20 protein-coding genes are annotated in these 26,615 nt (G+C 71.4%); all 20 read right to left on the bottom strand.

What is annotated here, in order from left to right; translation table 11 throughout:
- Entirely contained in the window at positions 1-552 is a 552-nt protein-coding gene (locus ADL12_RS18500) for a dTDP-4-dehydrorhamnose 3,5-epimerase family protein (RefSeq protein ID WP_062703769.1), read from the bottom strand.
- The gene (locus tag ADL12_RS18495; RefSeq protein WP_062703768.1) at positions 549-1,799 is read right to left on the bottom strand and encodes a polysaccharide pyruvyl transferase family protein; all 1,251 of its coding nucleotides are present in this window, start codon (positions 1,797-1,799) and stop codon (positions 549-551) included. The genes ADL12_RS18500 and ADL12_RS18495 overlap by 4 nt, the downstream gene beginning before the upstream one ends.
- Positions 1,796-2,743, bottom strand: a complete 948-nt coding sequence (locus ADL12_RS18490) for a glycosyltransferase family 2 protein (protein WP_062703767.1) — start codon at positions 2,741-2,743, stop codon at positions 1,796-1,798. Before ADL12_RS18490 ends, ADL12_RS18495 begins: the two co-directional genes overlap by 4 nt.
- Positions 2,740-4,047, bottom strand: coding sequence for an MATE family efflux transporter (locus ADL12_RS18485; protein ID WP_425265112.1), 1,308 nt, complete (start codon positions 4,045-4,047; stop codon positions 2,740-2,742). The genes ADL12_RS18490 and ADL12_RS18485 overlap by 4 nt, the downstream gene beginning before the upstream one ends.
- Positions 4,044-5,318 carry a DUF4910 domain-containing protein gene (locus ADL12_RS18480; RefSeq protein WP_062703780.1) on the bottom strand — a complete coding sequence of 425 codons (1,275 nt, stop codon included), beginning with the start codon at positions 5,316-5,318 and terminating at the stop codon, positions 4,044-4,046. Before ADL12_RS18480 ends, ADL12_RS18485 begins: the two co-directional genes overlap by 4 nt.
- Positions 5,319-5,338: 20 nt before the next feature.
- Positions 5,339-6,373, bottom strand: a complete 1,035-nt coding sequence (locus ADL12_RS18475; RefSeq protein WP_062703765.1) for an NAD-dependent epimerase/dehydratase family protein — start codon at positions 6,371-6,373, stop codon at positions 5,339-5,341.
- A gap of 3 nt (positions 6,374-6,376) precedes the next feature.
- Entirely contained in the window at positions 6,377-7,024 is a 648-nt protein-coding gene (locus ADL12_RS18470; RefSeq protein WP_062703764.1) for a PIG-L deacetylase family protein, read from the bottom strand.
- Complete coding sequence (locus tag ADL12_RS18465; protein ID WP_062703763.1) at positions 7,021-7,815, bottom strand: glycosyltransferase family protein; 795 nt, start codon at positions 7,813-7,815, stop codon at positions 7,021-7,023. The genes ADL12_RS18470 and ADL12_RS18465 overlap by 4 nt, the downstream gene beginning before the upstream one ends.
- Before the next feature lie 11 nt (positions 7,816-7,826).
- Positions 7,827-9,071 carry a class I SAM-dependent methyltransferase gene (locus ADL12_RS18460; protein WP_062703762.1) on the bottom strand — a complete coding sequence of 415 codons (1,245 nt, stop codon included), beginning with the start codon at positions 9,069-9,071 and terminating at the stop codon, positions 7,827-7,829.
- Positions 9,068-10,279 (bottom strand): glycosyltransferase, encoded by a 1,212-nt coding sequence (locus tag ADL12_RS18455; RefSeq protein ID WP_062703761.1) that lies wholly within the window; start codon positions 10,277-10,279, stop codon positions 9,068-9,070. The genes ADL12_RS18460 and ADL12_RS18455 overlap by 4 nt, the downstream gene beginning before the upstream one ends.
- Before the next feature lie 2 nt (positions 10,280-10,281).
- A complete protein-coding gene (locus ADL12_RS18450) occupies positions 10,282-11,544 on the bottom strand; it encodes a hypothetical protein (RefSeq protein ID WP_062703760.1) in 1,263 nt (420 codons plus the stop codon).
- Between the two features lies 1 nt (position 11,545).
- Positions 11,546-13,075, bottom strand: coding sequence for a right-handed parallel beta-helix repeat-containing protein (locus ADL12_RS18445; protein ID WP_062703759.1), 1,530 nt, complete (start codon positions 13,073-13,075; stop codon positions 11,546-11,548).
- Positions 13,076-13,296: 221 nt separating this feature from the next.
- Positions 13,297-15,267 (bottom strand): heparinase II/III family protein, encoded by a 1,971-nt coding sequence (locus ADL12_RS18440; protein ID WP_062703758.1) that lies wholly within the window; start codon positions 15,265-15,267, stop codon positions 13,297-13,299.
- The gene (locus ADL12_RS18435) at positions 15,264-17,459 is read right to left on the bottom strand and encodes a bi-domain-containing oxidoreductase (protein WP_062703757.1); all 2,196 of its coding nucleotides are present in this window, start codon (positions 17,457-17,459) and stop codon (positions 15,264-15,266) included. Before ADL12_RS18435 ends, ADL12_RS18440 begins: the two co-directional genes overlap by 4 nt.
- A 19-nt stretch (positions 17,460-17,478) precedes the next feature.
- Positions 17,479-19,419, bottom strand: coding sequence for an asparagine synthase (glutamine-hydrolyzing) (asnB, locus tag ADL12_RS18430; protein ID WP_062703756.1), 1,941 nt, complete (start codon positions 19,417-19,419; stop codon positions 17,479-17,481).
- 3 nt (positions 19,420-19,422) lie between these two features.
- On the bottom strand, positions 19,423-20,976 hold the full coding sequence (locus ADL12_RS18425; protein WP_062703755.1) for a Wzz/FepE/Etk N-terminal domain-containing protein: 1,554 nt from the start codon (positions 20,974-20,976) through the stop codon (positions 19,423-19,425).
- Complete coding sequence (locus ADL12_RS18420) at positions 20,973-22,343, bottom strand: Wzz/FepE/Etk N-terminal domain-containing protein (protein ID WP_062703754.1); 1,371 nt, start codon at positions 22,341-22,343, stop codon at positions 20,973-20,975. Before ADL12_RS18420 ends, ADL12_RS18425 begins: the two co-directional genes overlap by 4 nt.
- Positions 22,340-23,620: a glycosyltransferase family 4 protein gene (locus tag ADL12_RS18415; protein ID WP_062703753.1), complete on the bottom strand. Its 1,281-nt coding sequence runs from the start codon at positions 23,618-23,620 to the stop codon at positions 22,340-22,342. The genes ADL12_RS18420 and ADL12_RS18415 overlap by 4 nt, the downstream gene beginning before the upstream one ends.
- Positions 23,610-24,935: a nucleotide sugar dehydrogenase gene (locus ADL12_RS18410; protein ID WP_062703752.1), complete on the bottom strand. Its 1,326-nt coding sequence runs from the start codon at positions 24,933-24,935 to the stop codon at positions 23,610-23,612. Before ADL12_RS18410 ends, ADL12_RS18415 begins: the two co-directional genes overlap by 11 nt.
- 73 nt (positions 24,936-25,008) lie before the next feature.
- Positions 25,009-26,487, bottom strand: a complete 1,479-nt coding sequence (locus tag ADL12_RS18405; RefSeq protein ID WP_079052117.1) for a sugar transferase — start codon at positions 26,485-26,487, stop codon at positions 25,009-25,011.
- Positions 26,488-26,615 lie beyond the last annotated feature (128 nt).

Below are 26,615 nucleotides of genomic sequence, written 5' to 3'. Positions count from 1 at the left end.
TCACCTTTCCTGTTGCTTCAGGACCTCGGCGAGGCTCGGCGCCTCCCGGTCCCGCTGGGACATCGATGTGGCCGGCAGCGGCCAGGGAACGGCGAGCTCCGGGTCGTCGAAGGCGATCGTCACGTCCTCGGCCGGATCGTGCGGGCGGTCGATCCGGTACGAGGTGTCGGCGGTCTCGGTCAGCGCCTGGAAGCCGTGCGCGCACCCCGCCGGGATGTACAGGGTCGCCTGCGTCTCGTCGGACAGCTCGAAGAAGGCCCGGCCCAGGTACGTCGGCGAGTCCGGCCGCAGGTCCACGACGGCGTCGAAGATCCTCCCGTACGAGCACCGCACCAGCTTGGCCTCGCCGGCGCCGGAGCGCAGGTGCAGGCCGCGCAGCACGCCTCGCGCGGAGCGGGACACGCTGTCCTGGACGAAGGCGTTCGGGTCGAGGCCCACCGAGCGGACCACGTCGGCGTCGAAGGTGCGGCAGAAGAAGCCGCGCTCGTCGGCGTACGGCGTCGGCTCGAAGAGGAACGCGCCTGAGATTTCCGGGACTTGGGTCGCTTTCACGGGGCCTCCTGCCGAGCGCGGGCGTGGGCCCGGGCTCGGTCTTGGTCGGTCGTCGGGAACAGGGCCGCAGTCAACTCCGCGAACTGGTCCTGGAGTTGCCGGGTGGCGGTCAGGTTCCGCTCGGTGAGGGTGCGCCGCAGCTGAGCCGATCGCTGCTCCAGCTCCCGGAACTGCTCCAGCAGCCGGTCGGCGTCGACCTCGCGAGCCGGGTGGCAGTAGGTGCCAAGGCCCATCCGATCCATGAGCGCGTCGCTCTTCGCCGCATAGCTGAGTGCGAGCGTCGGTGTGCCGGCCTTCAGCGCGCAGATCAGGTTGTGGTACCGGGTCGCCACCACGGCGTCGGCAGCCGCCGTCTCCTTCATCAGGTCGGCCAGCGAGGCCGGCTCGGCGGCGGTGACCAGCGGTGAGTCCACCGCGTCGAGGATCGCGGCGACCACGGGCGCATCGCACTCGTCGCCGGTGAGCAGCCGGACCTGCCTGCCGTCCTCGACCAGCGTGCGGACGAAGCGGGTTGTCCCGTCGAGGTAGCGCCGGTGGATCTCCTCGGCCCGCGCGCGGTCGTCGTTGCCGCCGTGGAAGTCCATGACACCGACGCAGACCGGGCCCGGCCGGCTCGCGTGCGCGCTCGCCGGCGGCGTCGGCAGGGCGAATGCCAGGTCCGGGTACACCTTGTCGCGCACGGTGTCCACGCCCATCTTCCGCATCGCGTCGCGGGATTGGGTGTCCCGGTACGACCGGTACGTGGCCAGCCGTGCCGACCAGCGCACCAGGGTTCGGGTGGGCCGGTTGCCGATCGGGGCGGCGCCGACGCCGGCCAGCGCGACCCGGGTGCCGAACAGCCGGCCGCTCGCACAGAGCAGGAACAGCGCGTACGGGAAGCCCCACGGCCGCAGCGGCAGCGTGGCCTCCAGGACGCCCATGCCCGGCACGATCACCACGTCGTGCCGGCGCACCCAGGCGGCGGTGCGGAAGACGTCGACGAGTTTGCCCAGGCCCTTACCCGCGATCGCGCCCGCACGTGACGCGGTCCGGTACTCCCCGCGGTACCAGTGCAGCCGCGTCGCGGGGATCCCGTACCGGGTCGTGACGGCCTCGGGCCCGCCGCACAACGCGTCCACTGCCGCCTCCGGATGCTCGGCGCGGAGGTAACCGAGCACGGCTTCGAGCGAACCGTCGTTTCCGAGGTTGCCGGAGCCGAGCAGGCCGAACACCCCGACGCGCACCGGGGTTTCGTCCGCAGGCGTCACGCCTGCCTCCCCTCACGTCCGGCGACGAGGGCGTCGACGGAGACGGTGAGCTTGGCCGGGTCGACCGGGGCTCGGTCCTCGACCCGCTCGCCGGCGCCGGGCCGGACCCGGCTGGTCATCCACGCGGCCAGGTGGCGGTAGCACGCGCGCCGGTCGGCCGGGGACAACGGGGCCCGCCGGACCGCCGAGGCGAAGCCCCAGACGTACTCGGCGAGCAGCCGGGGCGTCGGGTGCAGCGGGCCTGCCCGGCGCGGGTCCAGGTTGACGCACCGGGAGCGCTTGCTGGGGTTCGCCCGCTCGGCGCGGGTGGGGTGGTCGCGGCGGAAGTACAGCAGCTCAGGCACCTGGTGGAAGGGCCCGTGCAGGGTGATCTCGGCGACGAACGTACGGTCCGCGTGGTGGTAGCTGTCGTGCGGCTTCACCCGGCGCAGCACGTCGGCCCGCATCACCCCGTAGAAGTCGTCGCCACCGGGCTCGAACAGCAGACTGCGGAAGCGCTCCGGCGCGTGCGGCGAGTCGGTGGCGAGCCCGTACTCGTACGGGACCTTCACCTGGCCGTCGCCGTCGATGACCGCCTGGTCGGAGTGCGCGAGGATCACGTCCGGCCGCTCGTCAAGGGCCGATACGCAGCGCTGCAGCAGGTCGCGGGCGTACAGGTCGTCGTGCGAGGCCCACTTGAAGAGCTCGCCGCGGCACTCGGTGAACACGTAGTTGTGGTTCGGCGCGGCGCCGATGTTCCGGGGCAGCCGTATGTACCGGATGCGCGAGTCCTGCGCGGCGTACTTGCGGCAGATGCCCTCGGTCCCGTCGGTCGAGGCGTTGTCGGAGATGACCAGCTCGAAGTCCTCGTACGTCTGGCCGAGCAGGGCGTCGAGCGACTCGGCCAGGTACTCCTCGCCGTTGTACACGGGCAGGCCGATGCTCAGCCTGGGTTGGGCGGTCATGAGGTCCTCACTTCGGGGATGGGGTCTTGGTGGTGCTCGCGCAGGGCGGACCGCAGCTGCAGCCACCACACGGCCGAGCCGCTGACGGTCGCGGCGGCGACGCCCCAGGCCGAGCCGACCGTGCCGGCGACGGCCGCCCCGCCGAGGCCGCCGCCGACATAGCAGGCGGAGGCGTACAGCTGGGAGCGCAGGCTGCGCCGGGCCGCGCCGAGCGCGCGCAGCCCGGCCGCCGCACCCGTACCGAGGCCGGCGCCCGCGACGCCGAGAGTGACCGGCACGATGAGCTCCGCGGCGGCGTGCCAGACGCCACCGAGCACGAACTCGCCGAGCCGGTCCGGCATCAGCAGCAGTGCCCCGCCCCAGAGCAGCGCGCCGGCGGCCTGCCCGCCACCCAGCAGGAGGCAGAACGAGCCAAGGCGGTGCGGGGCCTGCCGTAGCACCCGTGCCGCCTCCGGGACGGTGACCAGCGACAGACCCATCAGCACGGCGAGGAACGGGCCGAGCAGCAGCTCGGCGCCCCGCACCGCACCCACCGCGCCGAGCCCGACGATCGCGCCGAGCCCGTACGCCCGCAGCTGGCTCGCGCCGCTGAGGCAGGTGTTCTCGACCAGGTACCGGTAGCCGAGATCGCGCTGCTCGCGAAGCCACCCGCGCGCCCCGGTCACCCGGGCCCGGATGCCGGACTGGAGGTAGCCGTACCCCGCCGCCACCGTGGCGGACGCGCCCCAGGCGAGCACGAAAGCGGCCACGCTGCCCACGCGGGCCGCCACGACCATGGCCGGGACGAGCGCGACGCCCCACACGACATCGTTGACGAACGCCTTCCGCCCGGCGCCGGCGGCGAAGAACGAGAACCGCCAGGCGTCCTGCAGCAGCAGCCCCGGCAGCATGACACCGAGGCAGGCGAACGCGGGCCCCACGCGGCCGCCGAGACCGAGCCCGGCCAGCAGACATGCCGCGCCGATGGCAGCACCGACGCCGAGTGCGGTACCCGACGAGCGGGCCACCGCCCCGCGCCAGGACGCGTCCGACACACCGCTGAAGCGCACCACGAGAGGGTCGGTGGCAAGGCCGCGGGAGACGTTGAGCACCACGCCGTAGGTCACCCAGGCGAGGCTGAACACGCCGAACGCGGTCACCCCCAGCGAGCGGGCCACGTAGATGCCCACCGCGAAGTTGCTGATGCTGGAGGCCGCCTGGTCGGCGAGCCCCCAGGACAGCCGCCCGGCGAGGGCCCGCCGGGCGGATCCGGCCGGCGGCACCGTTGTCTGCGGATTCTCCCCCTCGGTGCTCATCGGCGTCATGCCTTGATCAGTCCGGCGCCGTGCAGGGCGTCGGCCGCGGCGGCGACGGCGCTGAACGGCAGCCCGGACCTCTCGGCGACGTCCAGGAGACTGTGCTCGCCGTCGGAGAGATTGAGCACCCAGAGCATGGCCATCTGGGCCTGCTTGGTGTCGCTGCGGCCGCCGAGCGCGTCGTACAACCCGCGTCGGCCCAGCTGTGGTTCGCCGTACGGGCTGAGGTTGACGTACTGGCGGTTGCGGTCAAGCACGGTGAAGGCCTCGCGGCAGACGGCGAGCGTGTCCGCCATCGCCTGAGGAGAGACGAAGTCCAGGTTGTCCGCCGAGGTGTGGTACTCGGGGTAGCCCGCGTACGGGGTCCTGGTGAGCGAGCCCACGCCGAGGTTGAACCCGGGCGAGCAGAACTGCCGCTCGTCGTAGCCGTACGGAGTGAACTCGGTGACGCGGTGCGGGCGTTCGGAGGCGGCCAGCACGTGCCGCATCACCCGGTCGATCTCCGCGTCGCCGCGCCTGCTCTGCTTGTACGTCAGGCTGCCCGGGTCGCCGGCGCAGGCCAGCACCAGGCCGTGCTTGACCCGTTCCACCCGCTCGGCGTTGCGGGCCAGCCAGGTGATCGCCCCGATGGTGCCGGGCGCGAAGAGGAACCGGTAGGTGTAGTACGGCATCTGCGCCGCCAGCGCCCGGGCCAGGAACGCCGCCACCGCGATGCCGGCCAGGTTGTCGTTGGCCAGCGACGGGTGGCAGACGTGGCAGGAGACGATCACCTCGTCGGGGACCTGCCCGGGGACCACGTGCTCGGCGTAGGTGAGGTGGCCATCGGCGAGCGTGGAGTCGATGCGCACCTCGTACTCGCAGTCCGGCATCGCGTCCAGGGTCTCCTGGGTCAGGCAGAACCCCCATTCCGGCTTGTAGTAGCTGGTGCGGTACGGCACCCAGGACGGGTGGTCCGGCAGGGTGTGCAGGTGCGCGCGCAGCTCGGACAGGGGCATGGTCCTCGACACCGGCACGCTGTAGCCGAGCACGTGCAGACTGGACGCGGCGAAGTCGACGACCCGGTGGCCGTCCGGGTCGGCGATGTACGCGTCCCGGATGTTCCACTCCTGCGGCACGGTCCAGTCGAGCACCTGCGTGCCGGTCGGCACCTCGTGCACCTGCAGCGGGATGTACTCGCCGACGATGTCCAGGGTGGCGCGCACACCGTCGCCGGTGATGCTGCGGCAGAGCGGGTACATCCGCTCCACCAGGGCGTACATCTCGTCGCCGGCAGCCGTCATCGGCTGTTCGCCGGCCGCGGTCATCCGCGCCACCGCAGGGTGTCGTCGACGGCGCCGGCGTCGGACGCCGCGCGCAGCACGGCAAGCCGGGTGAAGCGTCGCTCGAAGTCCTCCTGGGTCAGCCCGTGTTCGCGGTAGGCGTCGGCGAGTTCGAGCGCGCCCTGCTTCACCGTCCACTCGCAGTCGAAGCCGGGTATCGCGGCGCGGAACCGGGAGAAGTCCACCCGGTAGGAGCGCGGATCGGCACCGTTCTCCCCGGTGATCCTCACCTTCGCGCCGGACACCGCCTCGGCGACCTGCTCGGCGATCTCGGCGACCGTGACGTTGTTGATCTCGCTGCCGATGTTGAACGCCCGGTCGTGCACCGCTTCCCGCGGCGCGCTCAGCGCGGCCGTGAAGGCCCGGGCGATGTCGGCGGCGTGCACCAACGGGCGCCAGGGGGTGCCGTCGGAGAGCACCAGCACCTCGCCGGACAGGAGCGCGTGACCCACCAGGTTGTTCAGCACGATGTCGGCGCGCAGCCGGGGTGAGTGGCCGAAGGCGGTGGCGTTGCGCATGAACACCGGGGTGAAGTCGCCGTCGGCCAGGGCGTGCAGGTCGTCCTCCACCCGCACTTTGGACTCCGCGTACGGCGTCACCGGGCGCAGCGGGGCGTCCTCGCCCACCAAGTTCGACAAGTCGGGGTCGCCGGCGGCGCCGTAGACCGAGCAGGTCGACGCGTACAGGAAGCGCCGCACTCCGGCGTCGCGGGCCAGCCGGGCAAGGCGTACGGACGCGTGGTGGTTGATGTCGTAGGTGAGCTCCGGCGCCAGCGATCCCAGCGGGTCGTTGGAGAGCGCGGCCAGGTGGATCACGGCGTCGAACCCGGCCACGTGGTCGGCCGTGATGTCGCGCAGGTCCACCCGGTGCCCCGGCGGATCCGCGGGCGTCGGGCCCAGCACACAGTCGGCGAACAGGCCGGCGTCGAGGCCGACGACCTCGTGTCCGGCGGCGGCGAGGACCGGGGCCATGACGGTGCCCAGGTATCCCTGGTGTCCGGTCAGAAGTACGCGCATGGTTCAACCCCCCAGGTTGAGCGTGAGTTTGGTGACGGCGAACGCCTCGGCGTATCGCTCGTGGCATTCGATGCCGCGGATCCGCGCGAGGCCGAGGAAGGCCTCCCGGTCGTACCAGGGACGGTGCCGCTGCGAGGGGTAGTGCTCCTGCAGCAGCCGCACCTTCTCTTCGGCGATCTCCGTCGACAGCGGCTGGTACGCCGCCGTACGGCCGAGGTCGCCGTCCCACTTGACGATCTCGTAGCCGAGGACGAGGTGGTCGCGGAATGCGGTGGGTATCAGCTGCGCGAGGCCGCGGTGGTCCTGGTGCGCGTCGTCGGTGCGCGGGGCCAGGATCAGGTCCGGGTCGGTCTGCCCGCGCAGTTCCTCGACCGCGGCCTTGGCCTCGTCCCAGTGCACGGGCAGTCGGCCGTCCGGCAGCTTGTGGACGGTCAGGCGCAGGTCGGCGCCCGGGCAGAAGGCGGCGAGCGCGGCCGCCTCCTCCTGCTCGCGCTCGGTGCCGCCGCCGGAGAGCACCAGCGCGTCGACGCGGATACCCGGCCGTGCGTGGCACAGCGTCAGCAGCGTGCCGCCGGCGCCGATGGCGATGTCGTCGCAGTGCGCGCCCACCGCGACGATCCTCTCCGGGCGCCCGGCCCCGAGCCGGATCACGCGCTCACCCCCGCGCCGTCCCGTTCCCACACGGCCCACGGGCGCTCGCCCCGGGCATAGGCGGCGTCGAGCGCGGCCCGCTCTTTCACGGTGTCGGTCGGCTTCCAGAAGCCGCGGTGCTGGTGCGCCACGAGGCGGCCCTGCTTGGCCAGTTGGGCGCAGCCGTCGGCGACCAGGTCCCCGTTCTCCGGTATGTGGTCGAAGACCTCCTGGCGGAGCACGAAGTAGCCGCCGTTCTCCCACAGCGGCAGTTCGCTCACCGCCGTGATGCCGCCCACCAGGCCGTCCTCGCCCAACTCCACGCAGTGGAACGACGACTGCGGCGGCACCACCATCATCGACGCACCGGCGTCGCGCCGGGCGAACCGGTCGATCATCTCCGGCAGTGGGGCGTCGGTGAGGACGTCGGCGTAGTTGGCGAGGAACATCTCGTCGCCGTCCAGGTGGTGGCGCACCCGGCGCAGCCGCTCTCCGATCGGTGACTCGATGCCGGTCTGCGCGAACGTGATCGTCCAGTCCGAGATGTCGGTGGACAGCAGCTCGGTCCGACCGCCTCTCAGCACGAAGTCGTTGGACGTCGTCTCCTCGTAGTTGAGGAAGAAGTCCTTGATGTGGTGGGCCCCGTAGCCGAGGCACAGGATGAACTCCGTGTGCCCGAAGTGCGCGTAGTAGCGCATGACGTGCCAGATCAGCGGCCTGGGGCCGACCATTGCCATCGGCTTGGGCACGTCGTCTGCGGCACCGCTCCGCATCCGCATCCCGTAACCGCCGCAGAACAGAACGACCTTCATGCTGTGACCCTTCAAGACGCGACCTCGACAATGCTCAGTTCCGGGATGGGAAAGACAAGCCGGCCGCCCCAGTCGTGGATGAAGGACAGCTGCTCGACCAGCTCGGTCCGCAGGTTCCACGGGAGGACGAGGACGTAGTCCGGTTTGTCGGCGGCTATCTGCTCGGGCGGCAGGATCGGGATGCGGGTGCCCGGGGTGAACCTGCCGTGCTTGTAGGGGTTGCGGTCGACGGTGTACGGGAGCAGGTCGGGGCGGATGCCGCAGTGGTTGAGCAGGGTGTTGCCCTTGCCCGGGGCGCCGTAGCCGACGACCGTCTCGCCGCGGTCGGCCGCCTCGATGAGGAACCGCAGCAGGTCCCGGCGCACCTTGGCCACCCGGGCGGAGAACTCGGTGTACCCGGACAGCTCCTGCAGCCCGGCGGCCTTCTCCCGGGCCAGTACGTCGGCCACCCGCTGCGTCGGCTCGCCGGCCACCTCGGTCGGCCGGGCCCACAGCCGGATGGAACCGCCGTGCGTGGGCAGCAACTCGACGTCCACGAGCGCGAGTCCGCCGCTCGCCAGCGCCCGGATCGCGGACGCGACCGTGTAGTACTGGAAGTGCTCGTGGTAGATCGTGTCGTACTGGTTCTCCTCGATCAGGGTCAGCAGGTGCTGCACCTCGATGGAGACCCAGCCGTCGTCGGCGACCAGGGCGCGCAGCCCCTGGGTGAACCCGATGACGTCGGGGATGTGCGCGTACACGTTGTTGGCCACGACCAGGTCCGCCGGGCCGTGCTCGGCGCGGACGGCCGCGCCGGTCTCCGGGCTCAGGAACTCCGTGAGCGTGGGCACACCCGCGTCCCGCGCCGCGGCGCCGACGTTCACCGACGGCTCGATGCCGAGGCAGCGGATCCCCCGGTCCACCACGTGCCGCAGCAGATACCCGTCGTTGCTCGCGACCTCGACCACGAAGGCGTCGGAGCCGTCGGTGCCGAGACCCACCCGCTGCACGGCGTCGGCGACGAACGTGCGCGCGTGCTCCACCCAGGAGGTCGAGTACGACGAGAAGTACGCGTACTCCTTGAACGTCTCCTCCGGCGTGATCAACGGCGGGATCTGCGCCAGCCAGCAGTCGGTGCAGACCCGCAGGTGCAGCGGGTACGCCGGTTCCGGCTGGTCGAGTTGGTCCGCGGCGAGAAAGCTCTCACATGGTGGCGTCGCCCCGAGGTCGACGACGCTCGCCATCGCTTCCGAGCCGCAGAGTCGGCATCGTGTCATCTACTGCCCCCCATTGATTCCGTCCGACCCGCGATCGCGGTGCGGTACCCCTCCACCAGGCGCTCAAGGCCGACGGCCGGGCTGAACCCCTGCTCGTAACGGCGCCGGGCCGCCTGGCCCATCTCCCGGCCCAGGGCCGGCTCGGCCGCGATCCGGCGTATGCAGGACGCGAGCGAGGCGGGCTCGCCCGGCCGGTGCAGCAGCCCGGTCACGCCGTCCTCGACGAGCTCGACGAAGGCGCCGTGACCGGCGGCGACGACCGGGACCCCGGCCGCCATCGCCTCCACGACCACCAGGCCGAACGCCTCCAGCCACGTCGACGGGGCCACCACGGCGACCGACCGCGCGATGGCTTTCTGGCACTCCGCCGGGTCCAACAGGCCGACGCAGCGCACGTCGTCCCGGCCCGCCGCCCAGGCGGTCACCTCTCGCTCCAGTGGCCCCGCACCGGCGATCACGAGCGGTACGCCCACACCGCCGCTCGCCGCGATCTCGTCCCACGCGGCCATGAGCAGCCGCACGCCCTTGGCCTCCGCGAGCCGGCCGAGGTAGAGCAGATGCTCGCCGGCGCCTGCTCGGCGGTCATCCGGATCGGGCACGAAGTTGTGCTTCACCGCCAGCCGCTCGGCCGGCATGCCGGCCTGCACGAGGACGTCGCGCTGGGCTGCGGAGATGCAGAAGAACCGCTCCACGCCGGTCCACCACCGCCGCCGGTTGACCGACAGGCTGACCGCGAGCGGCACCGTCGCAAGGCGGGAGTTCCGGTAGCAGCCGTGCCGGACCGCGGGCAGCGGCGCCGCCGATCCGACGCACTCGGTGCACGGCCGGCCGTCCCGCTGCAGTGTGCCGGGCGGGCAGACCTGGGTGTAGTTGTGCAGCGTGGCGACGGCGGGCACGCCGGCGTCGGCGCAGGCGGCCAGCACCGCGGGCGACAGGAGCGGGAAGACGTTGTGGATGTGCACCACGTCCGGCCGCTCGGCCCGAAGCCGGGCCGCGAGCTCCTTGCGGACCCCCGGGTTCCACGGCACGAGCAGCGGCACCGCGGCCTTGCCGAGCAGGGACCGGGCGGCGATGTCGTCGCTGCGCCGCTCGAACACCTCGACCCGGTGGCCGGCCGCTCGCAGCAGCTCGACCTCCTGGTCGACGACCTTGTTCTCGCCGCTCGGCTGCGCCGAGGCGTAGCGGTTGTGCACCACGAGGACGTACATGCTCAGGTCACCTCCGATCTACGGGCCCAGCGCGGGATGTGTCGGTCAGGGACTTCGAGCGTCGCGAGGGGAGCGGCCGCGGCAGGTGCCGCCAGCAGCGAGGCGGCCAGGGCCAGATGCAGCAGATACGGCGAGGCGTCGCCGAGACCGGCCTCGGTGTACGACGCGATGGCGCAGTAGCTGATCAGGAAGATCGCGCAGGCCCTCTGCAGCGACGGTGGCCGCAGCAAGGCGACGCCGCCCAGCACGATGATGATCGCCGCCACCAAGGCGACGCCGATCAGGCCCTGTTCCTGGAAGACGGCCAGCCAGCTGTTGTCGATCGGCAGCCCGCCGAACGACTTGTCGCCCAGGCCCATGCCGAACACCTTCTCCCCGGTCGTCCGGGGCGCTGCCAGCAGGGCGTTCCAGACCTTGGCCCGACCGGTGAGGTTGGCGAAGTTCTCCTGGCTCTGTCCGCGCAGGAACCATGCCTGGAGCGCGGAGGCGAACCCCACCGCGGCCACCGTGGCGCACAGCACCGCCCAGGTGAAGAACCGGCGGGCTGCGGCGCTGGTCAGGATGAGCGAGCCGATCGCCAACGTCAGCCCGATGATCAGGCCGAGCGTGGCCGTCCGGGTATGGGTCAGCGCGAGCAGGACGAGTGACGGCACGATGATGACCGCGGCACTGGTCCTGTCGGTCCGGCGGCCCAGTACGAGCAGCACGGTGAGCCCGATGATCACCGCGGCGTACTGTCCGATCTGCGGCGGGGTGAGCGGCCACAACGCGCCGACAAGGCGTCCGCCGTAGAGCTCGGGCAGGGCCGCGCCCGGTGAGATGGCCAGGCCGGCGGCCACCGACCCGAGCACCGCGAAGTACATCCGGATGTGGTGCCGGACGAACGTCAGGCCGCCGTCCCACCAGCGGCTGAGCAGCCACAGCGTGCCGACGAAGAGAGCCAGCCGGGTGCAGCGGAACACCGCGCCGAACCCGGATTCCAGGTTCGCGCTGGAGATCACGCTCGGCACCAGCAGCAGGGTGAGCAGGAAGACGTAGGCGCTGGCTCGGATGCGCAGCCGGAGATTGACGGCGAGCGCCAGCGCGAACGCGGCGACCAGTGCGCCCATGGTGACCATCTGGATGAGGGAACGGGGCAGCGGGACGATGGTCTTCGCCCCGGCGGAGCCGAGCGTGTTGAGGATCAGCAGCCCCCAGACGATCCCGACGATTCTCGGCGTGCCGGCAGGGCGCGGGCGCGGCTCGGCGCCGGGCTGTGTGCTCATCTCAACCACCGGCCCGTGCGCGGAAGGTGCTGCCCGCGTCCTGCTGGTACGGCGTGCCCTGCCACTTCCCTGACGTGAGCACCCGGCTCGGGTCGTAGGCGACGAACTTCCACGGCCCGAGGTAGACGTTGTCGTGCCAGCGGTTGTGCTGCCGCCGCGTGATCGCCTCGGCCACCTTCTCGCCCTGGTACGGCGACCAGTCCGGATAGGTGCCGTAGTTGGCGAGGACCGCCATGCGGTCGCACTTCTCCGTGCACTTGACGACGGACTTGTCCAGCACGAAGCGGTTGTCGTGGATGTCCACCCGCTGGGTCTTCCACCGGCAGTCGGCGTAGAGCGGGGGCTTGGCGATCGCCGGCTGCGCGCAGCGGTCGGTGTCCCGTACCAGCAAGGTGCAGTCACCGGACGAGGTGTTGGCCGGGCTGTTGCAGAACCGGTCGGCGTTCTCCCACAGGGTGATCCCGGACCAGTTGTTCTCCAGCACGTTCCGGTAGATCTCGATCTTGTCGGTGCGGGCTCGGACCCGTGGTTCGCCGCCGGACTCGGACAGATAGACCGTCGCGAACGGGAAGTTGTCACCGCGCTCGGCTTCTCTGCGGCCCTCGACCCAGTTGTTCCGCCGGATCGTGTTGTTCCGGATGACCGCGTTGTAGCTGGTCTCGTAGATCAGCGCGGCACCGTCGTTCGCTTCGAGCACGTTGTTCTCGATGCGGAAGTCGTTGTTGTTGGTGTCCGCCCACAACCCGGTTCCACGGTTGTCGTGCACCCAGTTGCCGCGTACGTCGGCGCCGTTGACGGCCCAGAACTTGATGCCTCCGGTGCAGCCGCAGCCCTCCCGCCGCCGCTCCCAGTCGTCGGTGTTGTTGCCCACGATCTCGTTGCCCTCGACCACCAGGCCGCTGATACGGCCGCCGGCCTTGTACGCGTTCATGCCGTACTGACCGTTGTCGCGCAGGCAGTTGGCGCGGACCTGCTGGCGGGCACCGGCCATCAGCCCGGCACCGGAGTTGTCCTGGATGGTCGCGTGCTCGATCACCCACCCGTCGGCCGAGTCATGGTTGACCACACCTTCGTCCGGCGGCGCGACGAAACGCTGCACGGTCAGGTGGCGGATGGTGACGTCGCGGGCACTGCCGCCGAACGCGTACTGGTTCTTCTTCCCGCCGTCGAACACCGCGCCCGGCGCACCGAGGTAGCGGTTTCCCTCCTTGGGGATGACCTGGGCGTACCGGTCCGGGTCGAGCCTGTGCTTGCCCGGTCGAAGCCAGAACGTGGTGTTCGGAGGGTTGCTCTTGGTCTTCGCTACCAGGTCACCGACCACCGCGGGGTCGACGGTCACCGCGCCCGCCGGCGCCTTCGCCGGCCCGGCCGCGGGCTTGGCGCACACCCGGGCCACGGGCGTGGACGACGGCGCGGCGGTCGGCTTGGCCCCGGCGTCCGACGTGCTCGTACTCTCACAGCCGGTCGCCGCCAGCAGGGTCAGCGCCAGCGGTGCCGCCGCCAACGCCCAGTGCCGCATCTTGCTCCCCACGCGCCCCCCCTGGGGGTGCTGTGAAAGCCCCGCACAGCACCCACGGCGCCCGGCACGCACCCTCGCCGCACCGGCCAAAGACCCAAGTAGCTCCTCCCCCACTCTCGGCTTCGCTCGAGCGGGGGGACCCCCATCGAGGGTCTTCGTCCGGCACGCCGAGGGCACGCACCGGCAGTGACACCAGCCGCTGCCGCGGCGGGCGCGGGCACCGCACAGGACTTTCACAGCACCCCCAAGCCGTGAAACCTGAGCACGGTGGTGAAGCCCTCCGCGCCGTCGGCGAAGCCGGTGCCGACCAGCGTGGTGGTGGGTTCCTTGCGCCCGAATCCGGCGGAGTACCAGCCCAGCGGAGGGTCACTCTCGCCGCGATGCGCCCGCCAGGACAGCTGCCCCGGCAGGTCGAGCACCGCGGAGCGGTCCTCGCCGTCCCGGGTCCAGGTGAGCTGTGCCCGGTTGTCCACCAGGTCCGCGGTGATCGCCGGGCCGAGGTGGAACGCCAGCTGCACGGCCCGGCGCGGGCCGCGCACCTCGTCGACCACCCTCAGCTCCTGGCTCGCGGCCGTCAGTTCCACCCGGCGGCGGTGCACGGAGTCCTGGTAGCCGTCGTGCTCGGCACACCAGCGGGCCACCCCCTCGCCGGAGGTGTCCATGGCCAGGACGCGGCTGCGGGCATGCCGGGTCCACAGGAACGGGCCGCCGGAGACGGACTGGTCCCTGCCGTCCAGCTGCAGGGTGTTGTGGCCGAGGGTCGACCGGAAGTACTGCCTCCACTCGGGCTGCCCGTGATAGCAGTACGTCCCCGGGTCGGCGAGCACATCGACACCGTCGTGCCGGACCTCCACGGACAGCGCGTCCGCGTGGGCGTGCGCGGCGATGGACAGGAAGCCGTGGGGGCCGCCGTCGCAGCGGCACCAGATCTTCTCCGGGCCGCGGAGGATGGTGAGCCCCGCGTCGGCGAAGTGGGCCGGTCGGCTCGCCGGGCGGGACACGGCCGGCGCAGCGCCCTCATGCGCGTACGGCCTGATGAGCGCGGCCAGCAGTGGGGTGCGCACATCGGTGCCGGTCACTGCCGGCCACCAGGCGAGCCGGCCGAACACGGCGTCCCCGGTGGCCAGCAGCGAGGCCCAGCGGTCGGTGCCCGCGCCGTCCACGACCAGACCGTGCCCGTCGTCCGCATCCCCCTGACGCGGCGGCCGTAGCCGGTTGTCCACAATGGCAGCGAGCGCGTCGGTCATGCGCAGCAGAACCAGCCGGATGGACGCGGGGACCGCCACGCCGGCGGCATCTGCCTCGGCCACCGCGGCCAGGCCGAGCTCCAGCACCAGTCCGTGATACTCGGTGGCCAGCTCGCGGTTGAGGCCGGAGCCGAAGGTGTTGCCGCGCAGATGCCGCTCCAGCGACCGCAGCGCGTCGGCTCGCCAATGCGCCGAGGAGGGGAACCAGCCGAACGCGCAGGCCGCGGCGAACTGCCCGGCGGCCTCGGCGATGACGTGGTTGTTCGCCGAAGAGCCCCGGCTGGGGAAGGCGGCCAGCCAGCGCTGGTGGTGCCAGATCTGGTTCAGCGCCACCGGGTTGTCCTCGAACAGCCCGGCCGCGCCCGGCCAGCCGTCGAGCAGCCGGCGTATCCACACCCAGGACAGCAGCCGGATGCCCAGCTCGATGCCGCTGATCCAGTGCACGCCGCGCAGCGGCGGGTTGGCCGCCCACCACGACCGCAGGTGCTCGGCCACCCGTTCGGCGTACCGCTCGTTCCCGGTGATCGCGTAGGCGGCGGCGAGCACGGTCAGGTACTGATGCCGGGACAGCTCCCAGATCTGCTTGATGTCCCCGACCGCGTCCTCGTTGCGGTACGGCACGTCGAAGGCGTAGCCCCACGGAGCCCGGCGCCCGGTCTTCGGGTCGCACCACCAGTCCGGGTCGGCCAGGTCGTCGCGGACCACCCCGAAGTACTCGGCGTGCCCGTACATCAGCCGGTCCGCCTCGGCGATGAGGCGTTTCGCGGCGTCCGGGGGTATCGCGGCGACGGTCCCGGCGGGCAGGACCGCGGTGAACCGGGCGCCGGTCACGCTCGGGCAGGTGGGCCGCGCCGTCCGCCACCGCCGCCTGCGCACCGCGTCGCTCACCCGGCCCGTGACCTCCCGCGGTCCCATCCGGGACAGCCGCCGCAGGTACCAGCCCGCGCTCATGGTCATCGCGCCCCCGCCAACGTCACCAGGGCACCGGCCGCCAGACCGGTCTGCACGGCGAGGGTGGCCGTCGTGGTGGCGACCAGCGACTGAAGCGGCACCGGCATCGGCCCGCCGGTCCGTACGGCCTTGATGAACGCGGCCAGTTCGGCGTTCTGGCCCTTGTCGCGGGCCTTGGGCAGCCGCGAACTGACCCACCGCTTGCGGCCGACCCCTCCGTCTACAAACAGCGAGGCACGGACGAAGTCGTCGAGCCGCAGCGCCTTGCCGTCCGCCACCAGGTCCAGCGTTTCCTTGGGGAAGCCGGCCGGGCCGGTGGTGACGTAGCTGATGGTGGCGGTGGACCCGTCCGGGTAGCGCAGTACGACCTGAAGGTCGTCGTTGCCGGATGTGGCGACCGCGTACACCGAGACCGGGTCGGCATCGAGCAGCCAGCTCGCCGTGTCGATGAAGTGCCCGCCCTCGCCGGCGAACCGCGAGCCCTCGGTGCCCTGTTGGAGGTACCAGCTGCCGTGCTGCAGTCGGCCCGCGTTGACCAGGTAGCGGAGGTTCGCCGGACCGGTCCGGGCGCCGAACCGCTTCCTGGCCTCCTGCAGCAGCGGCGCGAACCGGCGGTTGAAGCCGACCTGCAGCCGGTCGTTGCCGGACTCCTCCACCGCTGCGAGCACGCCGGTCAGTTCGTCCTCGGTGAGCGCCAGTGGCTTCTCCACGAACACGGTCTTGCCGGCCAGCAGCGCCCTGCGGGTCAGTTCGGCGTGCGAGCTGTGCCGGGTGACGACGAACACCGCGTCGATGGACTTGTCGCCGAGTACGGCGTCGAGGTCGGTGGTCGCCTCGGCGAAGCCGAACTTCCGCTGCGCGTTGGCCGCGGACAGCGCCGTCGTGGTGACGACGGTCGACAACTCGACGCCGTCGCGCTGTGCCAGGTGCGGCAGCAGCATCGACGTCGCGTAGTTTCCCGCGCCGACGAACGCAAGGCGCACCGGCGTCTTGGCGGCCCGGACCGGACCCCGCTTCACGTTCACGGCGGGCACGGCCACCGCCGTGGCCGCCACTCCCTCCGATTCCCCCGCCTGTTCGGGGTACCGGAACAGCACGGCCACGGCCTTCAGATCGCCGTCCTTCAGGCGCTGGTACGTCTCGACGGCGTCATCGAAGTCGGCGACGTGGGAGACCAAGGGCTCCACGTCGACGCTGCCGCGGGCGACGAGGTCGAGGAAGCACGCCAGGTTGCGGCGCTCGGTCCAGCGCACGTAGCCGATCGGGTAGTCGCGCCCCTCCAGCTCGTACGACGGGTCGTAGCGCCCGGGCCCGTACGAACGGGAGAACCGGACGTCGAGCTCTTTCTCGTAGTACGCGTTCCACGGCAGGTCCAGGCGGCACTTGCCGATGTCGACGACCCGGCCGCGGTCCCGGCAGAGCCGGGCGGCCAGCTCGACGGGCTGGTTGCTGCCGCCGCCGGCGGCCAGGTACACCTGGTCCACGCCGTGACCGCCGGTGAGTTCGGCGACGGCGGTTTCCACGGCCGCGGACGCGGGATCGCCGCAGGCCGCGGCGCCCAGGCGCTCGGCGAGTTCGCAGCGCACCGGGTCGGGGTCGACGCCGACGACGCGGACTCCCGAGGCGGCGAGGAGCTGCACCACCAGCTGCCCGATCAGCCCGAGGCCGATGACCAGCGCCACTTCGCCAAGCCGTGACTCGCCTTGGCGGACGCCCTGCATCGCGATCGACCCGACGGTGCCGAAGGCCGCGTGCCGTGGCGCGAGGCCGTCCGGCACCGGGGCGTAGAGGTTCTTCGGCACCCAGTTCAGCTCGGCGTGCAAGGCGTGCTCGTTGCCGGCGCAGGCCACGAGGTCGCCGACCTTCACATCGTCGATCCCGGCGCCGACCTGCTCGACCACCCCGCACAGCGAGTAGCCCAGCGGCGTGTAGGAGTCCAGCTTGCCGATCACCTTGCGGTAGGTGGCGGGCACCCCGTTGGTGGCCACGCTCTGCATGACCTTGGCCACCTGGTCGGGGCGGGAGCGGGCCTTGCCCAGCATCGACATGCCGGCCTCGGACACCTTCATGAGCTCGGTCCCGGTGGAGATCAGCGAGAACGCGCTGCGGACCAGCACACCGCCCGGCTTGCACCCCGGCACCGGCACGTCGAGCACCGCCAGCTCGCCGCTCTTGTAGTTCTGTACAACCTGTTTCACCCGAACTCCTCTGAAATTCCTAAGCCGTTGACCGAGTGCTCTGCCCGGACCCAGAGGTCGCGTCGCGATACCAGTACTCGAGGGTCAGCACATGCCACAGATGCTTGGAGAAGTCCCGCTGACCGGCGGCGTCCTCGGCGACCATCCGCGCCAGCGCGTCGCGGCGCAGGAACCCGGAGCGGACGAGCTCGCCGTCGTTGACCACCTCGCGCACCAGCGGTGCCAGATCCCGGCTCATCCAGGCGCGCAGCGGGGCGCTGAACAGGCCCTTGGGCCGGTAGACGATCTCCCGGGGCAGGACCGAGGTGGCCGCCTCCTTCAGGACGGCCTTGCCCTGCCGTCCGACGATCTTGCGGTCGCCGGGCACGGCGAACGCCGCCCTGACCACCTCGACATCCACATACGGCACCCGCACCTCGGTCGACGCGGCCATGCTCGACCGGTCCGTGTACGTGAGGTTCAGGCCCGGCAGGAACATCCGGGCGTCGGTCAGGCACATGCGGTTGACGAAGTCGTCGAGGTCGTTGTCCTGGTAGGTGTCCGCATGCTCGGTCAGTACGTCGTCGACCGTCCCGGCCAGGTCCGGATCGAGCAGGGCGACCAGCTCCTCCTGGTCGTACATGGTGTAGCTGCGCCGGAACGCGGTCTCCTCCGGCAGATCGGCGAAGGAGAGGAACCGCTTCGCGAAGCGCACCGACCGGTACCCGCGCCGGGCCGTGGCGACCGGCAGCCGGTCAACAGTCGCGGACACGCCGCGCCGCAGGGGCCGGGGCACGCGCTGGTAGCGCAGCGCGAGCAGGTTGGCCAGGTGCTTGCGGTACCCGGCGAACAGCTCGTCGGCGCCCATCCCCGAGAGCATCACCTTGACCCCGGCCTCCCGGGCGGCCGAGCAGATCAGGAACGTGTTGATCGCGGCGGGGTCGCCGATCGGCTCGTCCAGGTGGTACGTCATCTGCGGCAGCAGGTCGAGCACGTTCGGGGCGATCTCGATCTCGTGCAGGTCGACGCCGAACCGCTCGGCCACCTGCCGGGCATAGCGCAGGTCGTCCGGCATCGCCTCGAACTTGGCGTCCTCGGCGCGGAATCCGATCGTGTAAGCGGAGATCCCGGGCTGGTGGCGGGCCGCCAGCGCGGTCAGGTAGCTGGAGTCGAGGCCGCCGGAGAGGAAGGTCGCCACGGGTACGTCGGAGAGCAGGTGCTGCCGGGTCGACTCCTCGACGATGGCGGCCAAGTCCGGCTGCTCGCCGCTCCGGGCCCGCTCGCGCCCCTCGGCGGCGACGTCCTTCAGGTGCCAGTACCGGCCGCGCTCCACCCGGCCGTCGGGCCGGCATCTCAGCCAGCTCCCCGGCGGCAGCTTCTCCGCTTCACGGAACGCGCACCGTGAGTCCGGCACCCAGTAGTACAGCAGCGAGGCCACCAGCGCCGCGTGGTCCACCTCCAGCGACCCGCCCCCGCCGGTCGCGGCGGCGAGCGCCTTGAGCTCGGAGGCGAACACCAGGCCCTCACCGCGCCGGAGCAGGAACAGCGGCTTGATGCCCAACTGATCGCGGGCCAGCACCAGTTCACCGGTGCGCTCGTCGAAGATCCCGAACGCGAACATGCCGCGCAGCCGGGGCAGGCAGTCCGTGCCCCAGCGCCGCCAGGCCTCAAGGAGCACCTCGGTGTCGGAGGTGCCGCGGAAGCGCACCCCGGCGGCCGCCAGCTCGGCGCGCAGCTCGGGCGCGTTGTACAGCTCGCCGTTGTACGTCAGGACGAGGCTGTCCTTGACCATCGGCTGGGCGCCGGTCTCGGACAGGTCGATGATGGCCAGCCGTCGGTGCCCGAGCTGCACTTCGCCGTCACCGACGGGGTAGCCGTACCGGCCCGCTCCGTCCGGACCGCGGTGGGCGAGGGTTTCGGTGAGCCGGTCGGTCACCAGCTTCCCGTCCGGCCATCGGTAAGTGCCTGCGATGCCACACATGTCCTACCGCGCCTCCTGGTCGCTGTCCGGGACTCGTGCGGCCCACATCGGCAGCCGCTCCGTCCGCAGTTGGCCCTCCCCCACTGCCTGAACGGCGTGGGCGGTACCCCCACCGTTCTGCCGGGCCGGCCGCTCGCTGTGGCCCCGCAGCGCGGTGTGCAGCCCGTCCCACAGCGTGCCGTCGGTCCGGTCACGTGGATCGGGGTCGATCAGCACCACACCGATCACCGGAATGCGCTGGTCCGCGAGCTGCCGCGCCACGGTGTGCAGCCATGCGGCGCTGCCGTGCCCGGCACGCACGACGAGCACGGTCTGCGTGCCGAGGTACTGGAGATCGGTCCACGCAGTGCCGGGCGCCACCGAGCCGACGCCGAGCCGGCGCTCCTGAGGCGACACGGCAGCGGCACGCTCGCCACTGACCACGGTCGGGTCTCCTGGCTTCGGGCGGCGGACTGAGAGCTGCGAGCCGGGCAGACCGTCGACGACGACCACTGGGCCCTCTGGAGCCAGTGCCCGGGCGACGTCCAGAGCGATCACGCTCGTACTGCGCGCACAGCCCAGTTCCAGCAGCGACACCGGTTCCGCGGAGCCGCGCACGGTGCGGGCAAGGCTCGCGGTGAGCCGTTCGCGTGCCACCCGGGTCCGTCGGCGCTGCCACAGCTTGCCCGACCGGCGGGGCAGTTCCGCGATGACCGAGGCGCCCAGGTCTGCCGCGATGTCCCGGCGCAGCACGGGGCGGTCCGCCACCACCGTGCCGACCGCGGCCAGCGCGAGCCCGAGGAAGAGCCCGAGGACGAGTCCGATTCCGGCGTCCGTGACCGCGGCCTTGGGCAGGGAGTGCCGAACCGCGCGCGGGGCGTCCACGATCTGCGTGCCGGCGATGACCTCGGGCGTGCCGGTGCGCGCCTCCGCGGCGCGCTGGTCGAAGTCGGCGATCCGGGAGTTGAGTTCGGCCCGGCGGGCGAAGAGCGTCTCGGTGCTCGCCGACGCTTTCGGGTCGCTGTCCGCGGAGCGGTCCCCGATCGCCTCGTTGACCTGGGCGAGCTCTTCGCGCATGCGGTCACGCTGGTCGAGCAGGGCCTTGGACTCGGCCTTCGCGGCTTCCTGCATCCGCCTCACATGGTCCGCGACGAACGCATCGGCCAGCGCCTTGGCCCGGGCCACCGCTTCCGCGTAGCTGTCTCCGGTCACATCGATCTGCAGCAGGTTGTTGGTCAGGCCGGTGCCCCGGTAGTCCCGCATGAAGTTCTCGGGTTTTTCCGGGGACTTGAGGGCCTGCAGGGCCTTGCCGGCGACCCGCGTGGTCTGCAGCAACTCGACGTCGGTGCGGATCAGCGTTCCGGTGTCGTTCGGCTGGTCCTCCTTGTGCGCGACCAGCACCTTGGTCACCGCGCTCGGCGGCGGCGGCAACAGGACCGCCACCGCCGCGCCGACCAGCAGGCCGAGCAGCGCCATGGCGTACCAGAGGCGGCGGCGCCTGCGCACCGCCACCACCAGCGCCTGCAGGTCGAGGAGCGGAACGGCCGCCGACGACTCGGAAGTTGTGCTCGATGTCACGCTGAACCTCCCGTCGCGTGGCCGCGCACCGCGAGCGCCGGAGCGGCGTCATCCGGAAGCCGGCCGGCCGACCGCGTGGGGCGGGCCTGGACCAGGCCGGCGACGACGATGCCGACGACCTCATGCCTGCCGTCCGCACATGCCTCGGCGATGCCGGCCAGCTCCTCCGCGGTCCAGCTGCCCGCGCTGAGGACGACCAGGGCACCGGACTCGGTGTCGCGGTCCGGCACCGTCGGCCGGTCCACCGAAACCTCCACCACCCGCAGCAGCGGATCGCTCTTGGCCTCGGCGACGAGCTGCCCGGCGGCCCGGCGGGCGACCTCGTCGCCGTCCGGTACGACGACCATCAGCCGCCGGGGGGCGGGCAGTTGCTCCCGGAGGCGGGCGCACACCCGCCGGTAGCGGATCCGCCTGCCGGCCTCGTCGCCGGACTTCTGCGGGGCCGGTAGGTCCCACCGGGTGTCGACGCCGAGGAGTCGGCGGATCAAGGCTCGTGGGCCCCCGCCTTCCGGCCGGTGCGCGCGCCGTTCATCAGGTACGTCGACGGTGCCGAGGAGCGTCGAGCCCAGCGCCGCGGCGATCTCCGGTTCGGTGCGCAGTCGGCGATTCATCCGTGCGGCGACGAGATGGCCGAGGACCGCGAGCAGGAAGAACAGCACCGCCCCGGCGACGATGAGCTGCATCCTCGTGGGCGGCGCCTCGCCGGTCGGCCGGGCGGCCGGACCCATGACGACCATGCCGACCTTGTTGGTCGCCGGGTCGGCCTCGTCCAATTTCTTCATGGCCTCTTCCAGCGAGGTGCGCAGGTTCTCCAACGCGGTGCGGGCCTGGACGCTCTCCACGGATTGCCCTGGATCAGCGGCCTTGGCCAGGTCGGTGATGCGGCGGTTGGTCTCCTCGACCTTCTTCCGCAGTGCCTCGGCACCCGTAGCCGCTCCGGCGTCGGTGCCGCCGCCCGCGATCCGCGCGGCGAATGTCACGAACTCCTTGGCCAGCCGGTCGGAGAGCTGCTGCGCGCGCTTCGGGGTGTCGGCCGTACCGGAGATCTTGATGATGTTCCCGTCGGCGGCCTTGGCGCTCACGCGGTCCCGCAGATCGGTGCCGCTGACGCCGGACCAGTTCAGAGCGGCGGCCGCGCGGTCGACCACCGTCGAACTGGTCGCGATGTCCACCTGGGTCAGCAGCTCGCGCTCCTCCCACTGCCCCGGCAGCAGTACCGATGCCGACGCCGTGTACCGCGGCGGGAACACCACCACCGAGGTGCCGTAGCCGACAAGTGCGCCCACCACGGCGAGGACGGCGAGAAGCCGCCACCGCCGACGGAGTATCCGCCCGATAGTGACGAGGCGGATCGTGTCATCGCTCAACTGCGCGGCCTCTTCCCTGTTCGGACCGGGCGGCCCGCCGACACCGGAGCGTGGTCACGGCAGGCAGCGGCATAGGCGGCGAGCAGCGACGCTTGCGAGTTGCGCCAGGAGAGCGGCCCGCTGATCCGCTCCTGGCCGATCTTGCCCATCCGGGCCCGCTTCTCCGGATCGTCCATCAGCAGCGTGATGAGCCCCGCGAATTCGGCCTCGTCGTTGGCGGGCGCGTAGACGGCGGCGTCACCGGCGGAGACGCGCGCCTCCTTCAGGTCGAACGAGACGATCGGCCGGCCCATCGCCATGTACTCCAGGACCTTGTTCATGGTCGACACGTCGTTGAGCGGATTGCGCGGGTCGGGGGAGAGGCATACGTCCGCGGTGGACAGGTAGCGCACGAGGTCGGCGTCCGGAATGCGCCCGGTGAACTGCACCTGCTCGGAGAGCCCGAGTTGCCGGGACAGCTCCACCATCGCGTCGAAGGCGTCGCCGGAGCCGACGAACACCGCGTGCCAGTCGGTCCGCCCGAACTCGTCGCGCAGCTTGGCGAGGGCGCGCAAGGCGTAGTCGACGCCGTCCTGCGGGCCCATGACGCCGAGGTAGCACAGCAGATGAGGCTTGCCGCGCTTCAACTCCGGCTCGGGCGGCACCGGTTGGAACCGCTCGATCGCGGGCGCGCTCCGCACCACGAAAACGTCCTTTGGCCGCCGACCGCCACGGCGCACCGCGACGTCCCGGTAGCTCTCGTTCGTGGCGAGCACGATGTCCGCGGCCCGGTAGGTCCGCCGTTCCAGCGCGCACACGGCGCGGTAGAGCAGGTCCTTGCCGCGGTCGAACCGGGAGAGGTACAGCTCGGGTACCAGGTCGTGCTGGTCGAAGACGAACCGCGCACCGCGCCGCTTCAGCCACAGCGCCGGCAGGAACAGCAGGTCGGGCGGGTTGCAGGCGTGGACCACGTCGACCGGGCCGACCTTGCGGGCGAGACGGGTCGTGTGCCACAACGCCGTTCCGTACTCCTTCAGGTAGCCGGCCGGTCCTCCGGTGGCCGCGCGCAACGGGTAGCGGTGGATCCACACCCCGTCGATCTCGGCCTCCGCCTCCGTGTCCCGCTTGCTGCCCTGCGGGCAGATGACGTGCACGTCCCAGCCCGCGTCGCGCAGCGTCGTGCACTCCTGCCACACCCGCCGGTCGAACGGCACCGACAGGTTCTCCACCAGGATCAGCGCGCGCCGGCCCGACCCGTCACCGCCGGCCGTGTCACTGAAAGACGTGTTACCAAGCAAGGCCTATGTACCCCGGTTCGGCCCGGCGCGTCTCGGCGTCGGGAAGGCGGATGAGGTCGACGATCACCGGGGCGCCGCCATGGGGCAGCGCCGACAGCACGGCCGGATCCCTGGTCCCGACCAGGCACACTTCGGCGTGCTCCAGCACCTCGTCGACGGAGTCCGCGAGCAGCTGCGCGAGGTGCGGCAGCCGGGTCTCGATGTACTCGCGGTTCGCGCCGATCAGCCGGGAGAGGCTCACGTTGGCGTCGTGGATCTTCAGGTCGTAACCCTTGCCGAAGAGCCTCTCCGCCAGCTCGACGAGCGGGCTCTCGCGGAGGTCGTCGGTGCCGGGTTTGAAGGACAGCCCGAACATTCCCACCCGGCGCTTGCCGGTGCGCTCGACCAGCTCCACCGCGCGCTGCAGATGGTCGGAGTTGGAGGGCAGCACGTGGGCGAGGATGGGCACCGAGACGTCGGCCCGCTGCGCCGCGTGGACCAGGCTGCGCAGGTCCTTGGGCAGACAGGAGCCACCGAAGGCGAAGCCGGGCCGCAGGTAGGCGGGGCTGATGTTCAGCTTGCGGTCGGCCAGGAACACGTCCATCACCTGGTGCGAGTCCACCCCGAGCGCCTGGCACACGGCGCCCAGTTCGTTCGCGAAGCCGATCTTGAGGCCGTGGAACGCGTTGTCCGCGTACTTGATCGCCTCGGCCGTCGGGACCGGCACCCGGAACACCTCGCCGGGCAAGCCGTCGTACAGCGCCATCACCGCGTCGCCGCTTGCCGCGTCGAGCTCGCCGATGACGGTCTTGGGCGGGTCGAAGAAGTCCCGCACGCTCGTGCCCTCGCGCAGGAACTCCGGGTTGACCGCGACCCCGACGTCCACCCCGGCCGTGCCGCCGACGTACTTCTCCAGGATCGGCACCAGCAGATTCAGGCAGGTGCCCGGGAGCATGGTGCTGCGGAACACGACAGTGTGCCGTCCCCCCTGCTTGGCCCCCTCGGCCAGCGCGGCGCCGATCTGCTCGGTGACCCGCTCCAAGTACGTGGTGCACAGGCTGCCGTTGGGCTCCGACGGCGTGCCCACGCAGATCAGCGATATCTCGCTGTCCATGATCGCCTCGCGCACGTCGACGGTGGCGCGTAATGCTCCGGTCCGCACGACGTCGGCGATGAGCTCGCCGATCCGCTCCTCGACCACCGGGGCCAAGCCGCTGTTGACCAGGTCGACCTTCACCTGGTTCACGTCCACCCCGATGACCTCATGACCCATGCTGGCCAGGCACGCGGCCGACACACAGCCCACGTAGCCGAGCCCGAAAACGCTGACTCTCATGACGCGTTCCTCCCCCCAGGCAGGCCCTTGTGGCCTGCGGTCCACGCGCCGGCTGAGCGACGCCCCCCGAGCATCAGTAGGCCCCCTGTCCGTGGAGCACCGCACGCAGCGTCTTCCACAAGATCACTGTGTCCAGGGCGAGCGACCAGTCCTCCACGTACCGCAGGTCGAGGCGGACCGCCTCCTCCCACGGCAGGTCGCTGCGTCCGCTGATCTGCCACAGGCCGGTGAGCCCGGGCTTGACCAACAGCCGCCGCCGGATGTCCGGGTCGTACGCGGCGCACTCCTCCGGCAACGGAGGCCGCGGACCGACGAGCGACATCGATCCGGTGAGTACGTTGAAGAGCTGCGGGAGCTCGTCGAGCGAGTACCGGCGCAGCACCGCCCCCACCCGGGTCACCCGCGGGTCCCGGCGGAGCTTGAACAGCAGCCCTGCACCCTCGTTGCGGTCGGCCAGCTCGGCACGTGCCCCGTGGGCCCCGGCGACCATGGTGCGGAACTTGAGAATGGTGAACTCGCGGCCGTCCTTGCCGACCCTGCGCTGGCGGTAGAACACCCCGCCCCGGCTGTCCGCCAGCACGAGCAGCCCGACGAACACCATCAGCGGCGCGAACAGCACCAGCAGGACCGCCGCGCCCATCCGGTCGACGACCCCTTTGATCACCCGGCGGCCCCCGGTGAAGGTCGGCATGCTGACGCGCAGCAGCGGTATCCCGAGCACCGCGTCGACGTGCAGCCGCGGGCCGGCCACCTCCATCAGCACGGGGGCCACGACCATCTCGGCGTCGCTGCCTTCGAGGTTCCAGGCCAGCCGCTGCAGCCGGTCCGGTGACCAGTGCGGGTCCGGGGTGACCGCGACGACACGGTAGCCGTCGTGGCGGACGAACTTGGCGACGTCCGTCAGCCGGCCGACGACCGGCACTCCGTCCAGTCGGTCACCGTCGAGCCCGCGACCGTCCGTCGTGCACACTCCGTCCACCCGCCATCCGATGTGCGGGAACTTGCGGGTTCGGGTGATCAGGTCGCGCACGGTGTCCGGGCTCCCGGCAGCGAGCACCGGTCTCAGGCACCGCCCTTCCTTGCGCTGTTTGTGCAGCCCGAGGCGGAGCAGATACCGCGCGGTCATGGTGACGAGCGCGATCGCGGGGATCGCGACGAAGATCCAGAGCTTGATGTTGCGCGAGGTGAGAGCGATCCCGCCGAGTGCCAGTACGACGGTCGCCGTGAACAGTGAGCGTCCGAGCCGGCGGAATTCCTCGGCACCCTGGCCGAGCACGGCCGGAGACCACGCCCGGCTCACCGCAAGCGCTCCCAGCACCAGCAGCTCGGTGCCGAATGCGAGAATTCCCCATTTCTCATGCCAGTTGGCCGCGTCCCGGGCCCCGAAGAATTCACCGATCGCCGCCACCACGAAGGCGGTGACCACCGTGTCGCTGATGATCACGGTACGGCGGTACCGCTGCTCCCAGTCGCTCGCGGGCCGGCTGATCTCCCCGTTCGCCGGACGCCCGCGCTCCGACGGAAACGGGCTGACTAATCCCCCCTGCCGCACAGAACCCCCCAGGTCCCCAATGGCTCGACGTGTTCGCCCAACACGGTTCCTCCCCCCGGGAGGCCCCCGCCCCTCCGCACTGTCACTCCCCTCGGGAGGCCCCCGCCCCCCGCGCCGCACTGTTCCTC

This window comes from Streptomyces regalis, from assembly GCF_001509475.1.
Classification (GTDB): Bacteria; Actinomycetota; Actinomycetes; order Streptomycetales; family Streptomycetaceae; genus Streptomyces; species Streptomyces regalis.
This window is presented reverse-complemented; position numbering and strand designations above follow the sequence as displayed.